The 21,783-nt window shown below is 49.0% G+C and carries 21 protein-coding genes; 10 read left to right on the forward strand and 11 right to left on the reverse strand.

The features are described from left to right. Positions 1–71: 71 nt before the first annotated feature. Positions 72–398 (reverse strand): hypothetical protein, encoded by a 327-nt coding sequence (locus ACYVHB_RS31505; RefSeq protein ID WP_461056021.1) that lies wholly within the window; start codon positions 396–398, stop codon positions 72–74. Positions 399–589: 191 nt separating this feature from the next. On the opposite strand from ACYVHB_RS31505, the gene ACYVHB_RS31510 reads away from it, so the two are divergent. The 4 genes from ACYVHB_RS31510 to ACYVHB_RS31525 all read left to right on the forward strand — a co-directional run bounded on the left by ACYVHB_RS31510 (position 590) and on the right by ACYVHB_RS31525 (position 3,572). After that, positions 590–1,063, forward strand: coding sequence for a hypothetical protein (locus ACYVHB_RS31510; RefSeq protein ID WP_461056022.1), 474 nt, complete (start codon positions 590–592; stop codon positions 1,061–1,063). Then, positions 1,056–2,318, forward strand: coding sequence for a phage integrase SAM-like domain-containing protein (locus ACYVHB_RS31515; protein WP_461056023.1), 1,263 nt, complete (start codon positions 1,056–1,058; stop codon positions 2,316–2,318). The genes ACYVHB_RS31510 and ACYVHB_RS31515 overlap by 8 nt, the downstream gene beginning before the upstream one ends. 73 nt (positions 2,319–2,391) lie before the next feature. Continuing rightward, the gene (locus ACYVHB_RS31520; protein WP_461056024.1) at positions 2,392–3,129 is read left to right on the forward strand and encodes a Rha family transcriptional regulator; all 738 of its coding nucleotides are present in this window, start codon (positions 2,392–2,394) and stop codon (positions 3,127–3,129) included. A 131-nt stretch (positions 3,130–3,260) separates the two neighbouring features. Next, complete coding sequence (locus tag ACYVHB_RS31525; protein WP_461056025.1) at positions 3,261–3,572, forward strand: helix-turn-helix transcriptional regulator; 312 nt, start codon at positions 3,261–3,263, stop codon at positions 3,570–3,572. Between the two features lie 98 nt (positions 3,573–3,670). Here ACYVHB_RS31525 and ACYVHB_RS31530 read toward each other — a convergent pair whose 3' ends face one another. Together ACYVHB_RS31530 and ACYVHB_RS31535 are read right to left on the reverse strand one after the other, a co-directional pair. Continuing rightward, positions 3,671–3,964, reverse strand: coding sequence for a type II toxin-antitoxin system RelE family toxin (locus tag ACYVHB_RS31530; protein WP_461056026.1), 294 nt, complete (start codon positions 3,962–3,964; stop codon positions 3,671–3,673). A 57-nt stretch (positions 3,965–4,021) separates the two neighbouring features. Next, positions 4,022–4,282, reverse strand: coding sequence for a type II toxin-antitoxin system Phd/YefM family antitoxin (locus ACYVHB_RS31535; protein ID WP_461056027.1), 261 nt, complete (start codon positions 4,280–4,282; stop codon positions 4,022–4,024). Between the two features lie 343 nt (positions 4,283–4,625). On the opposite strand from ACYVHB_RS31535, the gene ACYVHB_RS31540 reads away from it, so the two are divergent. Further along, positions 4,626–9,635, forward strand: a complete 5,010-nt coding sequence (locus tag ACYVHB_RS31540; RefSeq protein WP_461056028.1) for a tape measure protein — start codon at positions 4,626–4,628, stop codon at positions 9,633–9,635. 152 nt (positions 9,636–9,787) lie between these two features. Here the strand turns inward: ACYVHB_RS31540 and ACYVHB_RS31545 are convergent, their stop codons facing one another. Continuing rightward, complete coding sequence (locus ACYVHB_RS31545; protein ID WP_461056029.1) at positions 9,788–10,054, reverse strand: hypothetical protein; 267 nt, start codon at positions 10,052–10,054, stop codon at positions 9,788–9,790. Positions 10,055–10,383: 329 nt separating this feature from the next. Here ACYVHB_RS31545 and ACYVHB_RS31550 point away from each other — a divergent pair, with 329 nt between their 5' ends. Continuing rightward, entirely contained in the window at positions 10,384–10,569 is a 186-nt protein-coding gene (locus ACYVHB_RS31550; RefSeq protein WP_461056030.1) for a hypothetical protein, read from the forward strand. A gap of 478 nt (positions 10,570–11,047) precedes the next feature. Here the strand turns inward: ACYVHB_RS31550 and ACYVHB_RS31555 are convergent, their stop codons facing one another. After that, a complete protein-coding gene (locus ACYVHB_RS31555; protein ID WP_461056031.1) occupies positions 11,048–12,142 on the reverse strand; it encodes a type I restriction endonuclease in 1,095 nt (364 codons plus the stop codon). 207 nt (positions 12,143–12,349) lie between these two features. Here ACYVHB_RS31555 and ACYVHB_RS31560 point away from each other — a divergent pair, with 207 nt between their 5' ends. Together ACYVHB_RS31560 and ACYVHB_RS31565 are read left to right on the forward strand one after the other, a co-directional pair. Beyond that, positions 12,350–12,949 carry an AAA family ATPase gene (locus tag ACYVHB_RS31560; protein WP_461056032.1) on the forward strand — a complete coding sequence of 200 codons (600 nt, stop codon included), beginning with the start codon at positions 12,350–12,352 and terminating at the stop codon, positions 12,947–12,949. A gap of 54 nt (positions 12,950–13,003) precedes the next feature. Next, complete coding sequence (locus ACYVHB_RS31565) at positions 13,004–13,282, forward strand: hypothetical protein (RefSeq protein ID WP_461056033.1); 279 nt, start codon at positions 13,004–13,006, stop codon at positions 13,280–13,282. A gap of 458 nt (positions 13,283–13,740) precedes the next feature. On the opposite strand, the gene ACYVHB_RS31570 is transcribed toward ACYVHB_RS31565, so the two are convergent. The 6 genes from ACYVHB_RS31570 to ACYVHB_RS31595 form a co-directional block, all read right to left on the reverse strand. Next, a complete protein-coding gene (locus ACYVHB_RS31570; protein WP_461056034.1) occupies positions 13,741–16,185 on the reverse strand; it encodes a PAS domain S-box protein in 2,445 nt (814 codons plus the stop codon). 192 nt (positions 16,186–16,377) lie between these two features. Continuing rightward, positions 16,378–16,923 carry a hypothetical protein gene (locus tag ACYVHB_RS31575; protein ID WP_461056035.1) on the reverse strand — a complete coding sequence of 182 codons (546 nt, stop codon included), beginning with the start codon at positions 16,921–16,923 and terminating at the stop codon, positions 16,378–16,380. A 70-nt stretch (positions 16,924–16,993) separates the two neighbouring features. Continuing rightward, positions 16,994–18,274, reverse strand: a complete 1,281-nt coding sequence (locus ACYVHB_RS31580) for a Y-family DNA polymerase (RefSeq protein ID WP_461056036.1) — start codon at positions 18,272–18,274, stop codon at positions 16,994–16,996. A 14-nt stretch (positions 18,275–18,288) separates the two neighbouring features. Next, positions 18,289–19,047: a hypothetical protein gene (locus tag ACYVHB_RS31585; protein WP_461056037.1), complete on the reverse strand. Its 759-nt coding sequence runs from the start codon at positions 19,045–19,047 to the stop codon at positions 18,289–18,291. 105 nt (positions 19,048–19,152) lie between these two features. After that, entirely contained in the window at positions 19,153–19,602 is a 450-nt protein-coding gene (locus ACYVHB_RS31590) for a LexA family protein (RefSeq protein WP_461056038.1), read from the reverse strand. A 149-nt stretch (positions 19,603–19,751) separates the two neighbouring features. Then, positions 19,752–20,165 (reverse strand): response regulator, encoded by a 414-nt coding sequence (locus ACYVHB_RS31595; RefSeq protein ID WP_461056039.1) that lies wholly within the window; start codon positions 20,163–20,165, stop codon positions 19,752–19,754. Between the two features lie 204 nt (positions 20,166–20,369). Between ACYVHB_RS31595 and ACYVHB_RS31600 the strand changes: the two genes are divergently transcribed. Beyond that, on the forward strand, positions 20,370–20,774 hold the full coding sequence (locus ACYVHB_RS31600; protein WP_461056040.1) for a response regulator: 405 nt from the start codon (positions 20,370–20,372) through the stop codon (positions 20,772–20,774). A gap of 204 nt (positions 20,775–20,978) precedes the next feature. Then, positions 20,979–21,473 (forward strand): response regulator, encoded by a 495-nt coding sequence (locus tag ACYVHB_RS31605; protein WP_461056041.1) that lies wholly within the window; start codon positions 20,979–20,981, stop codon positions 21,471–21,473. Positions 21,474–21,783: the final 310 nt, after the last annotated feature.

Here is a 21,783-nt window from a genome sequence, read left to right on the forward strand (position 1 = left end):
ATACTCCTCCGCCCAACGGCTATACGCCCTGGATAGCCATTAAACCGGTTGGAAAGGGGAGCAAGTGGTATTTACCTGCCTAGTTGCTGAATCCGACTGTCAATTGATTGGATAATCTCAGTCTTCAGTGCTATCAATTGCTCAACCGTCGTCAATGCGGCAACTTGTTGCCGATCCCGTAGCGACGGTAAGCCAGTCAGTACATACCAGCCATCAATGTCTGGATAGGTTTGCCAGATGGCCGTAAACTTATCAATGCCCATCGATTTGACTCTTCCGTATAATATCTGCTGCAAAGTGTCATACTGAATGCCCGTTTCGCGGGACACCTGCGCCATAGATAGGCTTCTACCAGCAAAATAGGCCTGCAAACGTTCGCTTACTGTTAACTCTTCCATTGATACTGTCTTTTTACAGCACTAAATTACGATAGTAAGGTGTATTATACATAGACCTATCTATGAAACGGTAAATAAACATTTATTAAATTTGCTTATTACTGTTTATTTACCGTATTTTGGCTGAACAATGAGGAATAGAAAAGCCGCACAGTACCCCAAGCGGGTTGCCCGGTGAAGTATAGGCTGAATTGAAAAAGGAAAAACCCGTACTGTGGCCGGGAAGCTGTTCAGTACGGGCGATGTATCACAATCTAACCTTATCAGTCAAAATGTGTACAGGACAAAAGTACGGCTCTTCCGAGTCTGGCGCAACGCCTATTGAGCAACCGGCCACCACCACCGCCCCCCGCTCGTCAGTCAAAACCTTTTTCTCGCTTGAGATCAGCACGAAGGCTGAAGAGCGCGGCCCCACGGAGTACGATATAATCTTTGATGCGCTGGTTGTCAGTCAAAAGAGCGCCATGAAAGAGTTAGAGCATGATTTGCTGGCTTATTCCGAAGGGCGCGGTTTCGATCCTGTCGATCTAAAAGGAGCATTAGAATACGGTGCAGTGGGGGCAACGCTTGAGAAGCTTAAGAATCTCAACACATTGATTGAGTATATGGGTAGCGAGGTTTCGACCATACTCTATGAATACGAAAAGGAGGTGAACCGTGCTTAATTACCTCGCCATCAATTTCTTTCTACGTAAGTCTCTGGTTGACCCCAAATCCGGTGCCGTCTACGTTCGGGTAACAGTCAACAAGAAACGACTTACGCTGGGTGCCGTCACTACCATTTCTGGGCTTGAGTTACCCAAATCACTCAAGATTGCTGGTGAACACTGGGACATTGGTAAGGCCAGAGTTAAGCCAGCCAGCCCCCACGCCCGCCAAGTTAACGAAGCCATCGTTGAGTGTGAACGGAAGCTAAACAAGTTGTACCAGCAGCACGAAGGATTTGACGTGAAGATGACTGCTATGGGAGTGAAGGCATCACTACTTTGCAACGGCCGTATGCTGCCCTCGATGCCTGACCTAATGGATCTGTTTCTAAAAGAGCGGATATCCATTGGTACAAAAGCCTCGACGGTGGATACTTACCGTTTTAAGTTTCGGCCCCTACTGGCCTTCCTTAAGCACGAGAAGACGACCGACAAACCCGCTGAAGACTTCTCAGCGGGCATGCTTAAACGCTACCGTACCTACCTAATTGGTGAGCGTGGCAACTCATCCCGGAGTGCCGATAAGACGTGTCAGGTCGTCAAGACGCTGCTGCTGTGGGCATCCGAACACGAGATCATCCGTTCCAATCCACTGCTGTACGTGCGGGTTCGGGTTGACAAAACCCCGAACCTGGAATGTCTGGAACAGTCAGAGGTGGCCATGATTCGGCAGGCGACTTTGACTCCAGCCCTGCGCATTGCCGCTGATTGCTTCGTCTTTGCCTGCCATACTGGTTTAGCTTATCAGGACATGAAGGCCATAACGGCCAACTCAATGCAGGTAGTCCATGGCCAGCATTGTTTGGTAGGAAGCCGAATGAAGACCGGTACCGAGTACTGTATTCCAATCTCAGAGGTGGTTTGGGAGTTGATTGATCGCTACAGCGGCCCCGTCATGCCTCTGCCAAAGTTGGGCAACTATAATCCACTGCTTCGCCAGATCATGCTCACCCTGGGCATTGATAAGCGCATCACCTCACACACCGCCCGCAAAACATTCTGTGACTGGTGTATCAATGAGCTGAACCTATCGGAGGAAGCGACCATCGTGGCAATGGGCCAGAAGTCAGCCAAGGAGTTAACGCCCTACCGAAAGACGCGGCCTAAACGCTTACTCTCCGAGTTTCCTGCCGATCTACTGCGGCCCGTCGAGCAGCGGGACATGCCAGGCTACAGTCGTATTGCCGATACACCCTTTATCCGCGTCGCCTAATCGTTAACTTTACGTTAGTGGCGAGAACCGCACGAACATAACCCTTTCGTACATACGTCTATGTTGCCAGTTAATGGAACCACAGCAAAGTATTCAACTGGTGCCGATTCAGGCAGCCGGTGAAATCCTGACCATTAGTAGTGTAGTTTTTGCGGAAGGGTTAGGCATTCAGCACAAGAACTTGCTGGAGACCATCCGCACCCACAAGGATGCCATTGAAGAAGGATTTGGCAGGGTCGCGTTTGAAACGCGACCCTTTGAAACGGGCGGAGGTAATCAACGGGCCGTGATGGTCTACCTCACCGAGGATCAGGCGCTGTTCGTGGGTACGCTAAGCCGCAACTCAGAGCGCGTCGTTAAATTCAAGACGACACTGGTCAAGTCGTTTGCCGCAGCCCGTAAGCAGTTGGCGGGCCAGGCCCCAACTACGCCTGATTACGAGAAGATCCTATTCAATCAACTCAAGGTGATGGACGATCAGCAGCAGCAACTCCGCTCACTCACTCAGCAGGTCAATCAGATTAAAGCCAGCCTGAACCCCATTCAGCAGGCCGATGTACAGGTACCAGAACTAAAGGTTACCGACTCAGCACTTAGGCAGGGGATTGTCAATCATGTCGATGAGTATTGCAGCTCCCGTCAATACAATCTGGAGGAGACCTGGCACTATCTGTTTAAGCGATTACTGGTACAGAACGGCATTGATGTCAGAAAGATGTACCATGCCCCGGGAGCAACTCACTTAGATGCGCTCGAAAAGCACGGCCTACTTGATAAGTTGTATGCCATCGTTAGCCTTGAGCTGAAGTAGGAAGATGGAAACCCCGGGAAGCTGACCGACTAAAAGCTGGTGTAGATAAAATCTACACCAGGTCAGTCCCGCGGGTTGCGAGTCTAATCTTACACCGTCTGGGCAACTATCACATTTAATCTGCCAACAGGATGACCCTTGACTTAGTCACTACCGAAGAACATCAGCAAGCCCTGACCCGAATTGATCAACTGGAAAGGGAATTAAACATCATCAAAACGCTACTGATGGGAGAACGGTTGCTGAGTCGACAGCAAGCCATGCGGGCACTGGGAGTAAGCGGAGCAACGCTGTGGCGACTAACGAAGGCGGGCACATTTGAGACTACCAACATTGGCAGTACCAAGAAATACTGTGCCGATTCTGTACGTGACTATTTGGTTAGTCGTCGAGTAGAATCCCGCGACATTGAAATGCGTCTGATTGCCGCTTACAGGTTGTGAGCGCTCCTACACCCATACGTCCAGATCCTACACAAAAACGCCCTAACTGGTTTCCAGTTGGGGCGTTTTAAACGTTCAGGCCTTGTATGAAAGGGTGCTTAGGTAAAGCGTCGTTCCGTGAGCTTGTAAATGTCTTTACGATCTCCGATGGCTGCAATAATGACCACCTTGTTACCGTCTTCTATGGAGTAAACCACGCGGTAGCTACCTACACGTACGCGGTACAATCCTTTAAACTGTTTGAGTGATTCCACGCCTTCAGGTCGTGGGTTTTTGGCTAAATCGTCCGCCAGTTCTATTATTTGTCCTTGTGCCTTCTTGGGCAGTTTCTTCAAGTCGCGAAGCGCAGCTTCGTCGTATTCAACAGCATAGGCACTACCTGGTGATTCCATTGTTTTGGGAGTTAAATTTAATAAGCCGATAGTACCTGGTACTATCGGCTCGGACGGCTAAAGGCCTAATTCAGCCTTTACTTCGTCTGCTGAGTAGCGTTTGCCACCTTTAGCAAGACGTTGGGTCGCTAATTCTCCGTCAAATTGGTCTTCCAATAGACGGAAACGTTCGTAGTCATTATAGGATATGACTACTGCTGCATTCTTTCCTGAACGGGTAATTATTGAAGTTTCGTTGGCAAAGACTGCCTTTCCGATAATGTCGGATAGGCTTTTACGCGCGTCTTGTAATGCGTAAACATGGGTTGATGCTTCCATTTGCTCGAGTCTGTTAGTTGCTAAGTTCCGTTTGTGCTATTGACTTGTACAAAGATAGAGCATGTAAAGCACATTACATAATTATAGTATGTGTAATTCTGTACAGAACTACACTCAACCACTTACATTGGTTTTATGTAGCCCGACAAGAGCGAATGCAATTGCTTTTATATAGGTGACTGTAGTGGTGTTCGTACGCCTTACTATCAAGATTAATCGTATTTTTACCTCAGTTACCTCCCCGGTAGCCTATGCTGACTCCCCGTCGGCCTACGAACCCTTTCAGAGTACCCCCAACCCTTTCGAGTACCCAACCCTTTCGTACCTACTGCTATGACAATCCATGTCTGTCAGGGAGGAAAACGTACGGTTACGAATAGAGGCAATCTCTGAGTTACCGACAACAATTCAGCAGTTCGACCGGCTGGTTGAATTACAACAAGAGCTATCTCAGGCAGTAAAGCAGTCAGCGCAATCCATCCGGCAGGCTATTGCCGATGAAGGGGCCGCAGTTCGGGCACAAACCGACGAATACAAAAAGCAGGAAGCTGCCCAGAAAGCATCGACAGCCGCTGCCAGAGCAGCCGCCAATGAGTCGAAGGCGTCGGCCAGGGAGCAAGCCGACGCCCTAAAAGCCGTCAACGCTCAATACGATCAGGTAGGCCAGTCCGTTCGCAACTTCACTTCTTTACTGGCAGCGGCCTTCACCATCTATGAAATCAAGTCGTTTGGTCAGGAAATTATTGATACCAAAACGAAGATTGATTCATTTAAGGTCAGTCTGGATACTATGCTGGGCAGCAAGAAGGCGTCGGCCGATTTGTATGCCCAATTGGTTGAGCTTGCCAAAAAAACACCTTATACCCTGGAGGAGGTCGTTGAGCAAACAACGAAGCTTAAGGCCTACAACATTGCCACCGAAGACCTCATCCCTACCATTACCAATCTGGGCAATGCAGCCGCAGCAGTAGGTAAAGAGAAGCTACCTCAAATCACGCTTGCCTATGGTCAGATTATGAACATGGGTAGGCTGATGGGTGCCGAAACGAAGCAGCTCATTGAGGCCGGTATAGATATTTACGGACTTTTGGCCGAGTCGATGGGTAAGACAAAGGCCGAGGTACAAAAAATGGCGGCTGACCATACCATCATGGCGGCTGACGTAAAGAAAGCCTTTGAGGTCGCCAACGCAGCAGGTGGGCGGTTCGCCGATATGATGGTGAACATGAGCAAAACCGTCGGGGGGCAGGTCTCCAACGTAGGTGATGCCTTTTTTGTCGCTAAGGGGAAAATCGGAGATTTCTTCGAGAGTCAAATCCGGTCCGGTTCTCGCTACATGGGCGAACTGATTACGGCTATGGCTGGCAGTAACTCCGCTATTCAGCGTAGTGTAAACCTCATCACAACGTTAGTTTCGGCCTTCACTACCTACCAACTTGTAAGCAATGCCACCGCCATAAAAGAGGGTGCATTGGCGGCTGTTATGGTGGTCAAAAACGCGGCTATTGTCGCCAGTGGTTTAGTGGTTGGCACCTACAACCTGGTGATGATTACAGCGGCTGGCTCAACGGAGGGATTCACAGCCGCTCAGGTTCGGGCAGCGGCAGCCGCGCGGCTTTCGTGGACATCGATGGGGCCGCTGGTTGCCATTCTGGGTGTGGCGTACACAGCGTACATGGCCTATAAAACGGCCTCCGAAGAGGTGACCTCTGCCATTGGTGAACATCAGATCGCCTTGCAGAAAGAGCAGAAAGATGTGCAGTTGGCCGTTGAGGGCGTAACGAAACTCGGAGAGAGCGATAAAAAGCGCAAAGATGCGATGCAGGACTTAATCAATAAGTATCCTGATTACTTCGCGGGCTTGAGTGCCGAACACACTAATAATGGCATTCTAAAACAGATGCTTGACCAAGTCAACGGGTCATACAAAACCCGGATTGCCTTGGCCAAAGAAGCCTATAAAACCGAGTTGATTGAAGACCAGTTCAAGAAAGTTGTTGAACTGGAAGGTAAGGTGATGCAGATAGCCGAAGAGCGTTTGGGTAAAGAGTTTATTGTAAAGATTGGTGGTGACCCCGCCAAGCTATTGTCGGCCCTGAAACAATCCACCGACCAGATGGATAAATTTTCGGGCAACGGGGTGCAACAGTTTAAGCAGCTTTTCGACGGGATGGGCTTCGGCATGGAGGACGCCCTGAAACGGGTGGTCGCTGGAAATGTCAATTACGAAAAAGAAAAGGTTGCCAGTGACGGGCGTGTGAAGGGCTTACAGGAGAAATCTAACGCCGAATTGCTGGCGTTAGAGGAAACGCGTCACAAGGCGGTTATTGCTCAGCTTAAGGATGCCAACGATGGTAGTGCAAAAGATAAGGCTGAGTTCAATAACAAGATGGCCGTTGAGGAGAAGCGCTACCAAGACCACCTGTTAGGTATAAAGGGGGCAGAGCAGAAAACAGAACTTGTACAACTTCAGGGTCATGAAGATAAAAAGAAGACTATATCGCTTTTCACGGCCAAAGAATTAGCGGCTTTGACAAGAGGAGTGTACGCTGAAACGGTTGAAGAGCGGCTCAAGTCGTTGAATGCGCAGGAGGAGGCCGAGAAAGAGCACATCAATAAAGTAACTGTCAGCCGCAAAATATCGAATGAGCAAATAGCCGGGCTGCGTGAGGATGGCGAGAAAAAACTACTTGCTATTCAGACCAAGTACCAAGCCATTAGAGAGGTACTGGAAAAAGAGGCTGAAGAGATCAAGTTTGAAAATTACCTCAAAAAAGCCCGTGAAACCGAGGATAAGATAGCCGTACTCAAAGTACAGCAACTCGAAGCCCAGAAGATTCTGGACAAACTCAATGCCGTCCAAACCTTCGACGAGCGGTTGGCCCTCTTCAAGGAATACGGTACCAAAGTTGGAGACGAGCTAAAGGTTCAGGCGGTTGAAGAGTTGAGGCTACAGCAAAATGTCTCCCTGAAAAAACTTGAAGATGTTCGGGCCGAAAAGGGCGTGCTCTCCCAGGCTTATCGGGATGCCCATGCGCAGTATCTAAAAGACGAACAGCAGTACAATGTGGCCGTTTTAGGGCTTACCAAAGAAACCACCCAAGAGAAGCTAAAAGAGATACAGGAGGCAGAAAAGCAGATTAAGAAAGCGAGGGAGGAAACCGCCGAATCAACGAAAAAATCATTAGAGATTGAGAAAAAGAGTCGGCAGGAAGCGCTTACGTTTCTGGGTGACTTCTTGAGTAAGGAATTTGGCTTATTGGGGCAAATTAGCCAGGCGGTTATATCCGTAGGGTCGAACTGGGATGCGTTGAGCGGAAAGGCGGTCGGGCTGGCCAGTGGGCAAAAGGCGTGGTACGACGCGATGGCGTCTAACCTACTGATGCTTGATGATGGAACGGCTAAGAGTGCAGCGGCCATTGCTGAAGCACAGGCTAATTCAGCAGCCGCTAATGCGAAGCTGGAGGAAACCAAAGCCCTATCTGCCTCGGCAGCCTTGGGTATCTTCGCCACTGTCTACCAGATAGCTAATGCTATTGCCGCTGCCTTCAACGGTATGATGGCCGAAAGCTACAAAGCCATTGCCGATGGGCTTGCTAGAACCCGCGAAGCCTACAATAGCCTGTATGATTCTATATCTGAGAGTAACAAGGCAAACTTAGATCAACAATTACAGGACGCAGGGGAAAATTTTGCGGAACGTGAACGGTTGATTAAGGGCTACTACGCTACCGAGCGTACGTTAATTGAGGACCGGGGCCGGATAGATATACAGTTGGCCTATAATCAGGAGCTGGCTGAATCGTCGGCAAAAACCAGCACCAAGATTAAGGATCACATTCAGGATATTGTTAATGCTCAAAAGAATCGGGTTATCGCTGAGCAGCAGTTAATCATTGACCTTGCGAATTTCAACCGCCAGGAAGCCCAGAAATTATACGATGAAAGTATTGCCCGGATTGATTCAGAATTAAAGGCGTTCAAGGATGCCAAAGACGCTGAAATTGCCAAGCTTAACGAGACGCTGGCAATTCAGAAAGCCGCTAACGAGCAGTTTTATTCCGATAAGCAACTACGATTACAGCAGGATGATGTGTACCGGGCGCAACTACTGGCCCAGGGGGAGGCTAGAGAGATCGCATTCCTTGAAGCGGCCAAAGCGCGGGAAATTCAGCGGGCTACCGAATCCGGTGCATCGGCCGAGGAACTAGCCCGTATCAAAGTAGCCTTTGACTTGCTCATTTCCGAAAAGCATGCTGAGTACTCAGATGCCATCGGCAACAAAACGAAGGCCGTCAGTTTAGCCAATCAGGAGGTGAAAGCTGTCGAAAAAGAAACCGTAAATAATTTAGAGAAAGATTCAGCCAATCAGATATCGGCTATTCAGCAGCAGATCATGGTGCAGGAAGCGCAGGCCGCTCAGGAGAAGAAAAAGGCCAACCTTGACTATCAGCATCAAAAGCTATTAGCTGAACAAGCGTCCTTTAACGCCTTCAAAGCCCAAAAGGTAGCTGAACTTCAGGCGGAGATTGCGGTGTTGAATAGTAAGAAAAATGGGTTCAACGCGGGCAGGATTGATGCAGCAACCAGTCAGATACAGGGATCAATCAATGATATTCAGGGGTTGTACTTCTCGACCACCCAAATCATCCTGACCGATACCAGCCTAACGCCCGCACAGTTCTTCCAAGCCTACGGAATTACAACGGGGGCTGGTAACAGCACAGCAACACCCACTCAACCCCGCGACGTTAACACCGGGCAACCAGTCACACAAGCGTTTGATAAAGACGGCAATCCGATGCAGTTGACGTATAACGCAACGGGTAAGGTGATTGACTACTACGACGCAGCGGGCAACCGGCAGCAGGTAGCCTACGCCGATGGCTACGTACCCAAAACCGGACAGCGGTTCTTCAAGGGTACGCCTTATCTGGAACTGGGAGGTAATCCCGGCGGTGTTGATACGATTCCGGTACTGGCTAACGAAGGTGAGCGCATACTACCTACGGCTGATAACTTAGCCATTGGGGGGAGGTCCCTCACCAATGATCAGCTGGTGGACAAGGTCAGTTTTTATGACAAGTTCGCTATGCAGTTTCCTCAACTACTTAATCCGGCGGGGTGGGCAGTTGATTCAGTAATGACCATCCCCGCTAACATTATGGCCGACCAAGGTGGCGGAGTCAATGCTATGGAGTTACGGGAGATGATTTTTGAAATGCAGGGCCTGCGCACTGATATATTAAATAAAAAGTATGTCGAGTTAAATATGGACAAAAATGGTTTTGGGACGTTTCTGGTCGGCCAACAATCCAGGACAGAATACAGAACCAACCTCTTCAAGAGGTAAACAAGTAGCTTTCTGACGGGGGGCTGCTCAATTAACCAACAAAAAAGCCCTAGCCAATCTGGCCAGGGCTTTCTACTTCTATCCACACCATCGCGTAGCTTTCACCACGCAAACAGTATCTTTATGGGGATTGACATCCCGAATGCTATCTACTACGTTTTGTCTGGGTCACAGCTGGAGAAATCAGGCAGCGTTACCAAAAACAGGTACGGTTCCAGGGCCCTGACACTACTGAAAGCCCGACAGTGGGTAATCTCATTAAGATCGGGATTGTAGCGCATTTCCACAAAGAATCGGTCAATGGCGTATAGATTCAAATAGTCCCGACCATCCCGGCAACTGACCATGAAGTTGCTTTGCTCCCAAACGGCAGTCTGTTGATCCTGATCGGAAAGGGCATTGAATTCGTAGAGCGTCATGCTTGTGGTAATCTTTAGCGTCTCAGACGATTCACAATTGATATGATTGATAATATAGTACAATGTAATAACTCCATAATTAGATATCCTCTTACTTGGTGCCGTGCTTTATAACTCGGCTTAATCATTTATATATTTATATAAATGATTAAGCCGAGTTATCGTGTTTACTACAGCCCTTCTCTACATTGGATCGATTGGGTAAATGCGCCTGTTCGATTGTTTATGTGACTCAATGATCAGGGTCATCCGAAACTGATCTGGAACGGTAAAAATAAATATTCAATTATTTGCTGATAAACACATTCCCAACTCAAATAGGCTGAGCTATGGAAACGGTAATCATTCAGGTATCTGACGAGTTTGCTCAGCGCGTCACCGACACCAAGAGGAAGATCGAAGAATACCTTTCGACGGGCGATGAATCCAAAAAACCGGCTAACTTCAAGTTCGTCAAACCTAAAGCCATATCCGCTCGTAGAGACACCGAACGGCTTCCAATTCACCACGTATAACGGCTCTCTCTACGAGATTTATCTTGGTGATGGAGGTGATTTTTTTCCAGGAGCCTCTCTTGCCTCGCTGTCAGTTTATATTGGTTTCTCCCGGAAGATTAAGCCTCCTGAGGGTGTAGCTCTTTCCGATCAGCGCATCGAGACAACCATTAAGACTGCACTTTTCGAGCTTCTGGAAGCAGAGTCTGATTTAATTATAGTCTTCAATTATAGCTCTATAGGCGGTAAGCAAATCGGCCGCAGTGAACTCTTTAAACAGTGGTTCAATAGAGAGCAATCAGGCTACGTGATGCAGAATCATAGTCTGCAGTCACCGAACGGACCAGCTAACTTGATCGGCGTAATCCTGCGGGCTGATCAAGTTAGCCGTTTCACATGTTGCTGATTCGATACGAGATTACGCAACCCGTAAGGCATAGTAACTCCTAAACGCTGTGCCCCGTTTCGCTACTCAATAGCGCAGAGTTAAATAATTATTCTATTCAGCCTTAACACCTGGTGCGATCAGACCGGCAAGGGTTTGCTTGATCTGCTCATCAAATTTGTAGATGTCATCCAGCGATTGCAACTCATGCCGAGTCTCCCGTTTACTCTCGTCCATGATGCCGATAAACTTCTTTGTTCCGTTGAAGTGAAGGCGGCAGATGGTTTTACGATTGTTATCGTCGAGCAGAATAGCAAAGTAGGTCTGAGCATCCCGGTGAACAATGCGACCAGCATCGACTTGGATTCTTAGGATTGAGCGCACAATGTAAAAGCCCTCTAACTCTTCCCCAGTTGTTACCGTTGTTGTTTCTCTCTTCTCAAGAGTTGGCGCAACTTCGGTGCCGGCGGATATTGGTTCATCCTGCTCTTTGGTGAGTGCTGTTTTTAGCCGGTCGGTGAATTGGTCAGAGAACGTATGTTGAAAAGACTTCTTGACCAGCCCCGCAAAATATTCTAATCGTTGCCCGGTCATTTGGCCAGTAAATACCTGCTTGGCAAAATGCCGAACAAATGCTTCCGATGGGGTTGTTAACTCTGTCTGGATAATGGACTTAATCTGGTTGGTGTACTTCAGATCACTGGCGGTTGATAGGATGCCTTCAACGTCGAAATATGATTTGTGAAACTTCTTTAATTCCTCGATCTGATTATCCCGTAAATCAGTCATGTTGATTTCCAGAAACGGCGTCGCATCCATCTTATTTGGCGCTTCCAAATCGGTAAAGAATTGATACACTACACCATTGGTCAGCACGCCGAACCTTGCCTTTGTTACGTGGAAGTAACGCAGTAGTTGGTTATCATGAAGCGTAAGCGCCTGTTTCCAGTGTTTACATTCAATCAACATACATGGCTCAAGTTGCCCATTTGTCTCGCGCATGATAGCGTAGTCAACTTTCTCCCCTTTCTTAGTACCGATATCGGAAACGAACTCCGGAACTACCTCAAAGGGATTAAATACGTCATACCCCAGCGCGTTTAGGAACGGCATTATAAAAGCATTCTTGGTAGCTTCCTCGGTGAGAATAGAATCTTTAAGGCGAGCAACTCGCTCCGCCAATTGTTTAATCTGGTCCTTGAAATCCATAGAAGGAAGATTGATATATGATGCGGGAACAATCATACAAAGAAAGTACCATTATATGAAGGAAGTATACAAAACTGCGGTAGGTTATCATAACTCTGTTTAACCCCTACGTATGAGCACAAGAATATTATATAATTATATAAATGATATTTTATATAATTATTGACTTATATAAATACTCCCCCACGCTACGTAATTTGCCAGCTTATGAAAGTAATAACCGTTGCTCATCAAAAGGGAGGAGTCGGAAAGACTACCCTCGCCGTTAACTTGGCCTACTGCTTTGCCGAAGATTCAAAGGTGGCTATCGTCGATGCCGATTTACAAGGTTCGATTTCAGATCTCAAAGCGTTTTTATCTGGCGTTGATATCATGGACCTAGACAGTTTACTGTCTGGTAAACTCAACGGCTATGACCTGATTGTCATTGATACGCCCCCCTACCTTTCAAGCCGGTTGGCTGAGCTCTTCTCCTTGTCAGATTACGTGCTGGTGCCGACGAAGGCGGGTATTCTGGATGCAATGGCCATCCGGGCAACAATAGCCCTGCTGCGCCAAAGTATGGAACTTAAACCAGCACTTAGAGCGGGCATTGTTCTGAACATGGTAATGCCTCGGACGAGTCTTAATGAGGAGGTAAAGGAAATTCTATCTGACTATTCAATACCAATGCACCTGGCCACGATCAGCCAGCGGGTAAGTTACACCCGCTCGCCTATGACAAACAGCGTATTCGGTGGAGAAGACCAGCGGGCGAAGGATGAAGTCGTTAACCTGGCCACTGAGATACTTGAACGTCTGACGTAAGTACGAAGAATTCGAGTAAGAATTTTCAAGAGTATACACCATCGATTAATAGATATGGGTAACAATTATCAGGACAACCGCAAAAAGTTGGGCGCAATGCTCAAGACCGAGATACCCAAGACGCCCATTCAGGAAGTGCGGCCGGTAGAACAGCCGCCCGTCGTCTCGGAAAAGGTTAAAGCTGAGAGTATTATTAAAAAAGGGGAAGCACATATTAATTTTTGGGTCCCCGAGGAGTTGATGGAACAGCTAAAAATCCACGCCATTAGGAGCCGTAAGACAATCAAGCAGGTCGGCATTGAAGCCTTAGAAGCTTACTTATCCAAACATTGATATGAGTTCTCGACCAATTATCAGCAGACACCGCATCTACTTGGGATTCGTATTGATATTATCGGTAGAGGAACAGAAGTGATTAATTATATATTTATATAAATGATTAAACAATAGAATTGCCTATCACCAGGTACGATGCCAGCGAACACGCTTTGTCAACCCTACCATTACCAGCTATTTAGACCATTGTGAAAAAATATAGCGACCTCTCCTCCCGAAATAAACAGATACGTCGTCTATGGTTATTGCTGATCGTTGCTACTTGTGGAGTGATTATCGGCAGCCAGTTAAAAAGCCTACTGGTCTTTTGGGATTCGTGACCTGAACCGCTTGCTGATGTCTCAAACCGCAGGAACGGTCCGCAACGGCGGGTAGCTTCTTCCACCAAGTTACGAAATTGCCAAATCGCCGGTCTCGCTGGGGCTGGCGATTTTTAGTCTTCGCAAAGCGGATTATCAATTGTCGACCGGCAAATAAACGCTGAAGGTAGCACCTTGCCCGAGTTCACTCCTCGCCGTGATAGCCCCACCGTGGTTAGTTACCACCTTCTCGCAAATGGCCAGTCCGATGCCCGTACCCGCATACTCACCCTTACCATGCAGCCGCTGAAAGACTTGAAAAATGCGGTCCACATACTTTTGATCGAAGCCAATACCGTTATCCATTACGTCAATGCGATGGTAGCTCACGGCCGCACGAGTCGGTTTCACCGTAGGGGGCAGGTCGTGGACCAACACGGTTTGAGTAGTGACCCGAATCAGGGGAGGGGTGTCAACCCGGCGAAACTTCAAGGCATTATTTAATAAATTCTGGAACATCTGACCCAACTGCGAGCTGTCGCCTTGCACGGTTGGTAGCGGAGCAGCCGCCACCTCCGCCCCCGTTTCCTGAATACGAAGGTCCAGATCGGTAACCGCCGTCTGTAGGATTTGATCGAGAGAGACAGCGGCATGGTTGTCCTGCCCGGTAGCGATGCGCGAAAAGCTGAGCAGGTCTTTAATCAGTACCGACATCCGGCCAGCCGCCAACTGCATCCGTTCCAGGTAGGCAACCCCTTCTCCCAACCCATCAGCATACTGGTTTTTTAGCAGATCGCCGAATTGCTGCACCTTGCGCAGCGGCTCCTGCAAGTCGTGCGAAGCGACATAGGCAAATTGCTCCAGGTTTTGATTCGAGCGTTGCAGGTCCCCGTTTCGCTCACTAAGTTGCTGGGTGCGCTGCTGCACCCGCTCTTCGAGCAACTTAGTATTTTGCTGCAACGCTTCTTGGCTCTGTCTCAATTCGGTGATGTCGAAGATAATGCCCGAAAAGCGAGCAATCTGACCTTGCTCGTTAAAAACCGACTTTCCCTTGGCCCGCACCCACCGCTCCCCGCTATCCTCACGTAGGGTACGAAAAATGATGTCGTGAGGCTCGTCACTGTGTGGACTCAGCGCTTTGGCATTCGCTTGACGAACCCAATCTTTGTCAGCCGGGTGCACCCGTTCCAGCAATTGACTGGACGTAACAGGGGCATCAGGGGATAGGCCAAACAATTGCTTACAGGTAGCTGACCACTGAGCCGTGCCTGTCAACAGATTGTAATCCCAAGAACCCAGTTCGGCCGCTTCAATAGCAAAGGCCAACTGATCTTTACTCTCTTGCAGTGTTCTGCGAGCTACCACCTGCTCGGTCACCTCATAGGCAAACACTAAAATACCATCCGTTTCGCCTTGCTGGTTGTCGATGGGTTGATAGATAAAGTTAACGTACGCATCCTGATGAACTCCCTGCCCTTTATCCAGGGAAAAGGGGACCTCCCGGCCAATAAACGCTTCACCCGTAGAAAACACCTGATCCAGGAGTTCAAAGAAACCTTGACCTTCTACTTCCGGGTGGGCCTCGCGGACTGATTTACCCAACAGGTTCCGCTGGCCGACCAATTCCTTATAACCGGGATTGACTAACTCGTAGCTATGGTTAGGGCCGCGCAGAATACAATGAGCCGCTGGTGCCTGCATAAAGAAGTCGTGCAGTATCTGCCGTTCATTCTCCGTTTTCTGGCGCAGGAGTTGTTCGGCATTCCGGTACTCAGTCACATCAGTCCCCGAACCGACATACCCGCCGAATAGGCCCTCAGAGGTGTACCAGGGCTGACCCGTTACCGCGCACCACAGGGCCGCACCATTCTGCCGCCGGATTCGGAAATCAATGGCGTAGGGCCGTTGGGCGGCTAAGTCCGTGGTAAATTGTTGACTGGCCCGACTTCGATCTTCCTCGACAATGGAATCAAGCCATCCTCCGCCCAAGTGAGTCTCGAAGGGTTTACCCGTCCAGTCAATCCAGGCTTGATTGAGGTAAGTAATATCTCCCTGGGCATCAGACATCCACAAGGCGACCGGCGAGACCGCCATTATCGTGTTGAAAATTAGCTCCTTCTGGGCCAATTCTATAGACTGGTTTCTGATCTTGGCATCGAGTTGCTGGTTTTTGTGCAGTAAATTCAACAGGTTGTCAGCACTCTGCTGAATCGTCTCAGCGTGGAGGGGTGGTACAGCATCGGTAGTCGTCACCTTACTCTCCACCACGTCAAGTAAGTGAATCAACTCGTCGGCCAGTTGCTCCACACGAACCAGTCCCTGACGGGCTTCCCCGACTTGACCTTGTTGATAGCGAGCAACCAGTTCACGGGCAATGGTATGGATGGCGGCATGGACTTCTTCCAGTGTATGGACTTCAGGGATACCCTCGTAGGTAATCAGGGCGTGGCCATAAATCCATTTACCAACCGCGCAGGCATACTGGGATGTCACGGTCGCTTCGGCCTCCGGCGTTTCGTCGTAGAGGATGGCCCGTAAGCGGCTCTTAAACAGTAAATGATTGGCTTTAGCCTGTTGGAAGTCGAGGTGAGACGAAGGCATAAATCGGGCTGGTAGAATAGCGGTAATCAGGCGAAGAATTAACTACCAACGGTGTGGTGCAAGTTAACCAGACCGGGTAAGATCAACTAATTATTAGCCCAACGTAAACGCGTGTTTCGTGCGGTGATAGGTACAGTGGCACCGATTCTGGTGACCGTACAGGCGGGGCAGTTTCTGCCTGATTTGTGCGAATTACTGATTAATGTAAGTGATTAGCGCATGAATCATCTCGCTCACCATTGCATCAACGTCCGATAGCCACAGCGTTGCTATCTGCCCATCTTTACCCGGCCTTCGCTTTTCGAGCGGCTCCCACTGGCCTGGCTTGTCAGCTACCTCGAAGTTACTCACCCATACCTGACTGCTGTCACCCTGATTATCAACCGTAAGAAAGAACTGAAGCGGAGGCAAAGTGGCCAAGTCGCCGTTGGCGGTAGGCACCTGCCGGGCGGATAGGCTTGCCAGGTACACTAAGTCTGTCTTCTTTCGGATGGGGTTTTGTTCGGTCAAAGTCAGCACCTGAGCGACTGATTTTACCCAGGAACGGGTACGACTGTCGGCGGCTGCGGAGGAGGTGACTGATCGGGCTACGGCTGAGTGGTAAGTTACCTGTCCACCGCGAGTGGGCAGTACGCCCCCATAGTTGGCCGTTGGCACTGGTTGTTTCGCTCCGGCGCAACCGGCTAACACAAGTCCAAATAGAAAGACAACGTTTCTCATCTGGTGAAGGTAAGCCATCGTCAGTTGACCAGCCCGATTATGGCTGAGAGAGCCAGATGTAACTGCCTGCTGACGGGGGTATTTTATCTCAATGGGCAACGAGAATATCTTTCCAGCGCGTAGTATAGCAGGGTGACATCCACTGTTGTTTGTGGTGCCAGGTGGGATCGTAGCCCGCTCCGGCTACCCGGAGCTTATCACGTCCGTATCGGTGATTTACTTTGTCCATGACTTTCGAGAGCGTGATTAGCCGCTCGTCGGGACCGCTGGTAAAGATACCGCCCTGCCGGTGGCCACTGGGCACTAATCCCGTTAGGATCACGCCCACCTTCTGATAGTCGTAGCCAAACTTGAAAATTGAACGGAGCAGTTCGCTGGCGTAGCGGGAAAGCTCGCTGTTACTGGCGGTGGGGTGGGGCAATTCGACACTCCGGCTGTTATAGTACTGCTTAGCCAGTTCACCATTCATTGACCGCTTAAACCGGTTGGTGTGCAGGAATACCGTCAGCGACCCGGCCGCTGAATCCTGTTTTCTGAGCTTCTCAGCCGCCCTGCCCACATGCGTAGTCAGGGCCTGGGTGATCGTATCCAGATCAGGAACCCCTCGTCCAAAGCTGGGAGCGGTGCAGATGGCTTTCTTGGGTTTTGGCTCTACTTCCAGCATCCGGCAGGGTGTGCCCCTCAACTCGTAGGCTAACCGGAGTCCGTTCACGGTGAGGTGTTGATTGATCCAGTCATCGGGCAAGTTCCGGAACTGCGTAGCCGTGCGGATGCCGTTGCGCTTGAGCATTCCGGTATACCGCCACCCAATGCCCCACAAATCAGCCACATCAAACCCATCTAAGGCACCTGCAATCTTTTCGGGTGTGTCGAGCAGTAGCACCCCCTCGTGCTCCGTCTGATGTTTGGCGTACCAATTGGCGACCTTACAAAGTGTTTTCGTCGGGGCGATACCCACCGAGACGGGTATGCGCGTCCACTGCCCTACCGTCCGGCGCAGGTCGCGGGCGAACACCGCCAGATCAGGGTAGACAGAACCGTAGCCGTTCAGATTCAAGAACGCTTCATCAATGCTGTATACCTCAACCTCTTCAACAAACCGGCCCAGGATACCCATTACTCGGGCGCTCATATCGCCGTAGAGCGTATAGTTACTGCTGAAAATCTTGATGTCGTGATGCTGGCGTAACTCTTCCAACTGGAAGTACGGTATACCCATTTTGATGCCCAGTACCTTAGCCTCGTTGGAGCGAGCAATGACGCACCCGTCGTTATTGGAGAGCACCACTACCGCTTGGCCCATCAGCAACGGGTCGAAGCTGCGCTGACAACTCACGTAGAAATTATTACAGTCGACAAGGCCCAGCATGATCTAACAAACAGTTAATATGGACTATCACTTTGGCGCTTTTGCAACTCATTGTTCTCTTTGATCATTCCATCAGAGAAGTTTTTGCGGTATTCCATGTCCTGTTTGTATGCATCAGCTTCCTGCTTGTCCCGTTGGCGATACTGCGCAGCCGCCTGTTGTTGTTCGGCTTCCTGCTTCTGACGATAACGTAATGACACTGCAATCATACTGTCATTGGCGGCCATGTTTTCAGCCAATGTAGGAGTATGCCTTTTTGAAGTGCGACACTTGTTGGCTGACCCAAACAGGGTTACAACGTAGGATATGATGTACTGGCCATCAGCGGACGGGAAGGCAGTGACGGCAATACCGGAAAACGGATCGACACTACCCTGCTTTGCGCCTTTAGCCATATATCTGGTGCCGTCTGGCCAGTATTTATCAGTAGGCTGAACCGGTATAGGAAAGGTACTTTCTTCATTAAATATGAACTCTGTAATGTAATTATCACGGAGTCGAACCTGGATCGTATCCCACCGGCCACCATATTGATCGCTTGGTAGGTCCATCTGCATAGCTAAGTGTTTATCGCCGTAGTTGTAGATGATCTGAGCGCAGTAAATACCATCAGACAGTTTAGAATTGGTGTCAGCCCCGGAACTGGAAGTTTCCTTAAATGATCGAAACTCAGCCGGGTCTAATGATACAGATTTGCCGGATTTAGAGTTGCAGGACAGCGCGAAACCACCAGCTACGGCCAAAAATAAAAGATAAGGTAGAAAGGCTTTCATGATGTATCTGGAAAAGTGAATTAGTGCAAATGTATACGTTTCAAGACACATGGTAAGGCTTTTGGAATTATCTTTCTCCGTGACTTTCACTCAGTTACCGTTAATCTACAGCGGCTTTTGAATAACAAACGTCACCACACCGAACACCCGAAACTCGTCGTCGGGATGCACGTAGATGGGGTTGTACTTGGGATTCGATGGCATCAACACAATCAGCGGTGGCGCGTAGTGGACACGCTTGACCGTGTGTTCCCCGTTGAACCAGACAACGGCGATCTTATCTTGGGTGACCTCGCGGGAGCAGTCCACGATCAACACGTCACCGGGCTCAATCCGGTCCCCGCTCATGCTGTCCGAGGCCACCCGCACGAAGTAGGTCGCTTCGGGGTTGGTCACGCACAGGTCGTTCAAATCGCAGACGCGCTCGACGTAGTTTTCGGCTGCGCTGGGAAATCCCGCCTGCACGTAGAACGAAAAGAAAGGGATCAGGTACCGGGAGTGCGCCGAGGCTTTGAGCATCGACCCGACGGGTATTTTATCATTTTCCTCAATCATAACGCGTCTGCATTAACTCACAAAGGCGCTATATTATAAATTTGTTATATATATCACAACTATGGCATAAAAAAGCCCCGGCGAGCGTCGGGGCTGGTAGTTGTCAGGGTCAAGATACACTGTGTGTTTGCTCTGCCACAGAGATATACTTAGGTGCTGGGTTCCACATCAACAGGAGGTAGTTGAACTAACTCAAACCAGTGTTTGCAGAAGACTTCTATTTCTTGCAGGGCGTTTGGTTTCATCATTACTGAGTTAGCCCCCGCCTGATAATAGCGTGTTATCTCCCGATCCGATAAATCACCGGTCCAAATCACAATCGGTATATGCCGGTAAGAACGAGATTCCATTAACCAAGTTAATAGCTCATGGCCATTCATCAGGGGCATATGGGCATCGGCTAAAATCAGGTTGGGTTGTAAGCCATCCATAAGTTTTCTGATTGCCTCTAACCCGTTCTCAGCAGAGGTCAAGGTAACGTGTTGATGACATTGCTTGATGTGAGATTTTAGCAAGATGAAGTCATCTTCGTCGTCATCGACAATGAGTACAGAATAATTCATACGTGGACTGGCGGGCTTTACAAAGATGGAATCGGCTATCTAAGCCGATCCGATAAGGTATGGGGTGTTTAGTAGTCCATAACCGATGTTACCACCAATAGTTTTTAATTACTCAGTCTGCGTTATCATACACAGATGGCAAGATAAATTTTTGTGTATCAGGCCTAAATTCGGTATCATTGTCTCCCTTCACTACTTCATCCTGTGACAAAACGCACTACCCCCACCGTATGGATCGTTGACGACGACGAAGACGATCAACTGCTCATTGGTTCCGCCTTTCTTGAGGGCGAGCCATCGGTGAAGGTGCTTACGCTCAATGATGGAGATGAACTACTGCCTAAGCTTTCCCAATCCGATCAACTACCTCGGCTAATTTTGTTGGATGTCAACATGACCCGTAAAAACGGGTTTGATACCCTAAGCGAATTGCGGCAACTACCTGACTTTGCCGATTTGCCGGTGGTCATTCTAACAACCTCGTCCGACGAGGAGGATCGTAGACGGTCGTTGGCATTGGGTGCCAATCATTTTTTGACTAAACCGCTTTCCTACGAGCAGTTGAAAGAGCTGGCCCAGAAACTAAGCCGGGAGTGGGAACTGTCCTGAACGCTAAATACACCTAATCAATACCCCTTTAGCGGGTCCGTTAAGAGCCGGTCAACTTGATCGGCTTTTCTGTTTTTATTCTTCAGCACAAGCATTCTACTGCCATAAACGCCTATCGCCATATAAAAGATTTGTTTATTAAACGGTGACGTATTAAATAAACATTAGTCATACGATCATACGTGAGCTAATAACACGGTTAAGATGATTAAAAAAACTCCCCTCAAACAACGTAAAGCCGACCGAATTCCAGTCTTAATTGTGGAGAACGATGCTGATCAATGGCTTATCATTCGCTCCGTGTTGGCCCAGTGCTTCCCCGAAGTAGAACCAATCTGGATCAACAACGCGGCTCAAGCAGTAACCCACTTGGAACAGGCCTCCCTAAGCAAACGCAAAGTTCCGTGGCTGATCTTGCTTGAACTGCACCTGCCACGCCCTGAAGATGGTTGGTCATTAATTAAGCTCATTAAAGACAATCCCCAGCATCAACAAATACCGCTAATTATTCTGAGCCATTCTAAGGAGCCCAAAGAGATTGCCAAGTCGTATACCCTTGACGTTGCTTCTTATATCGTTAAGCCAACTACCTATCACCAATGGATGAAGTGTTTCTATTCCTTCCGTAGCTACTGGTGGGAAAAAGTCACCTTACCCAGGCTCTCCCTCACTTTAGTAGAGGAACCCATTACAGCCTAACTAATGCTCAGTACCGTGACCCGGTAGTGGACCGGCCTGCGGATGAGTAATCCACTAAAAAAAGCCCGGTGCGTCGCCGGGCTTTTTTATTACAGCAATAGAGCAGCTTGAATATGCGGACAAACAGCTAACTGCATGGGATATAGACGGTAACCGACTGTTTCGTCACATGGTAAAGCCTGGCATCGTGTAGCTGGGCTTCATTATCTGCAAAAGTGCCGTAGCTATTTAACCAACAGTATATCCCCCACTTCGCTTGGTCTCTGTCAAATTCTTTCCCAAAAAAATGACGTGAAGGCTTAGCTTACGT

The sequence above is a fragment of the Spirosoma arcticum genome (genome assembly GCF_054779955.1).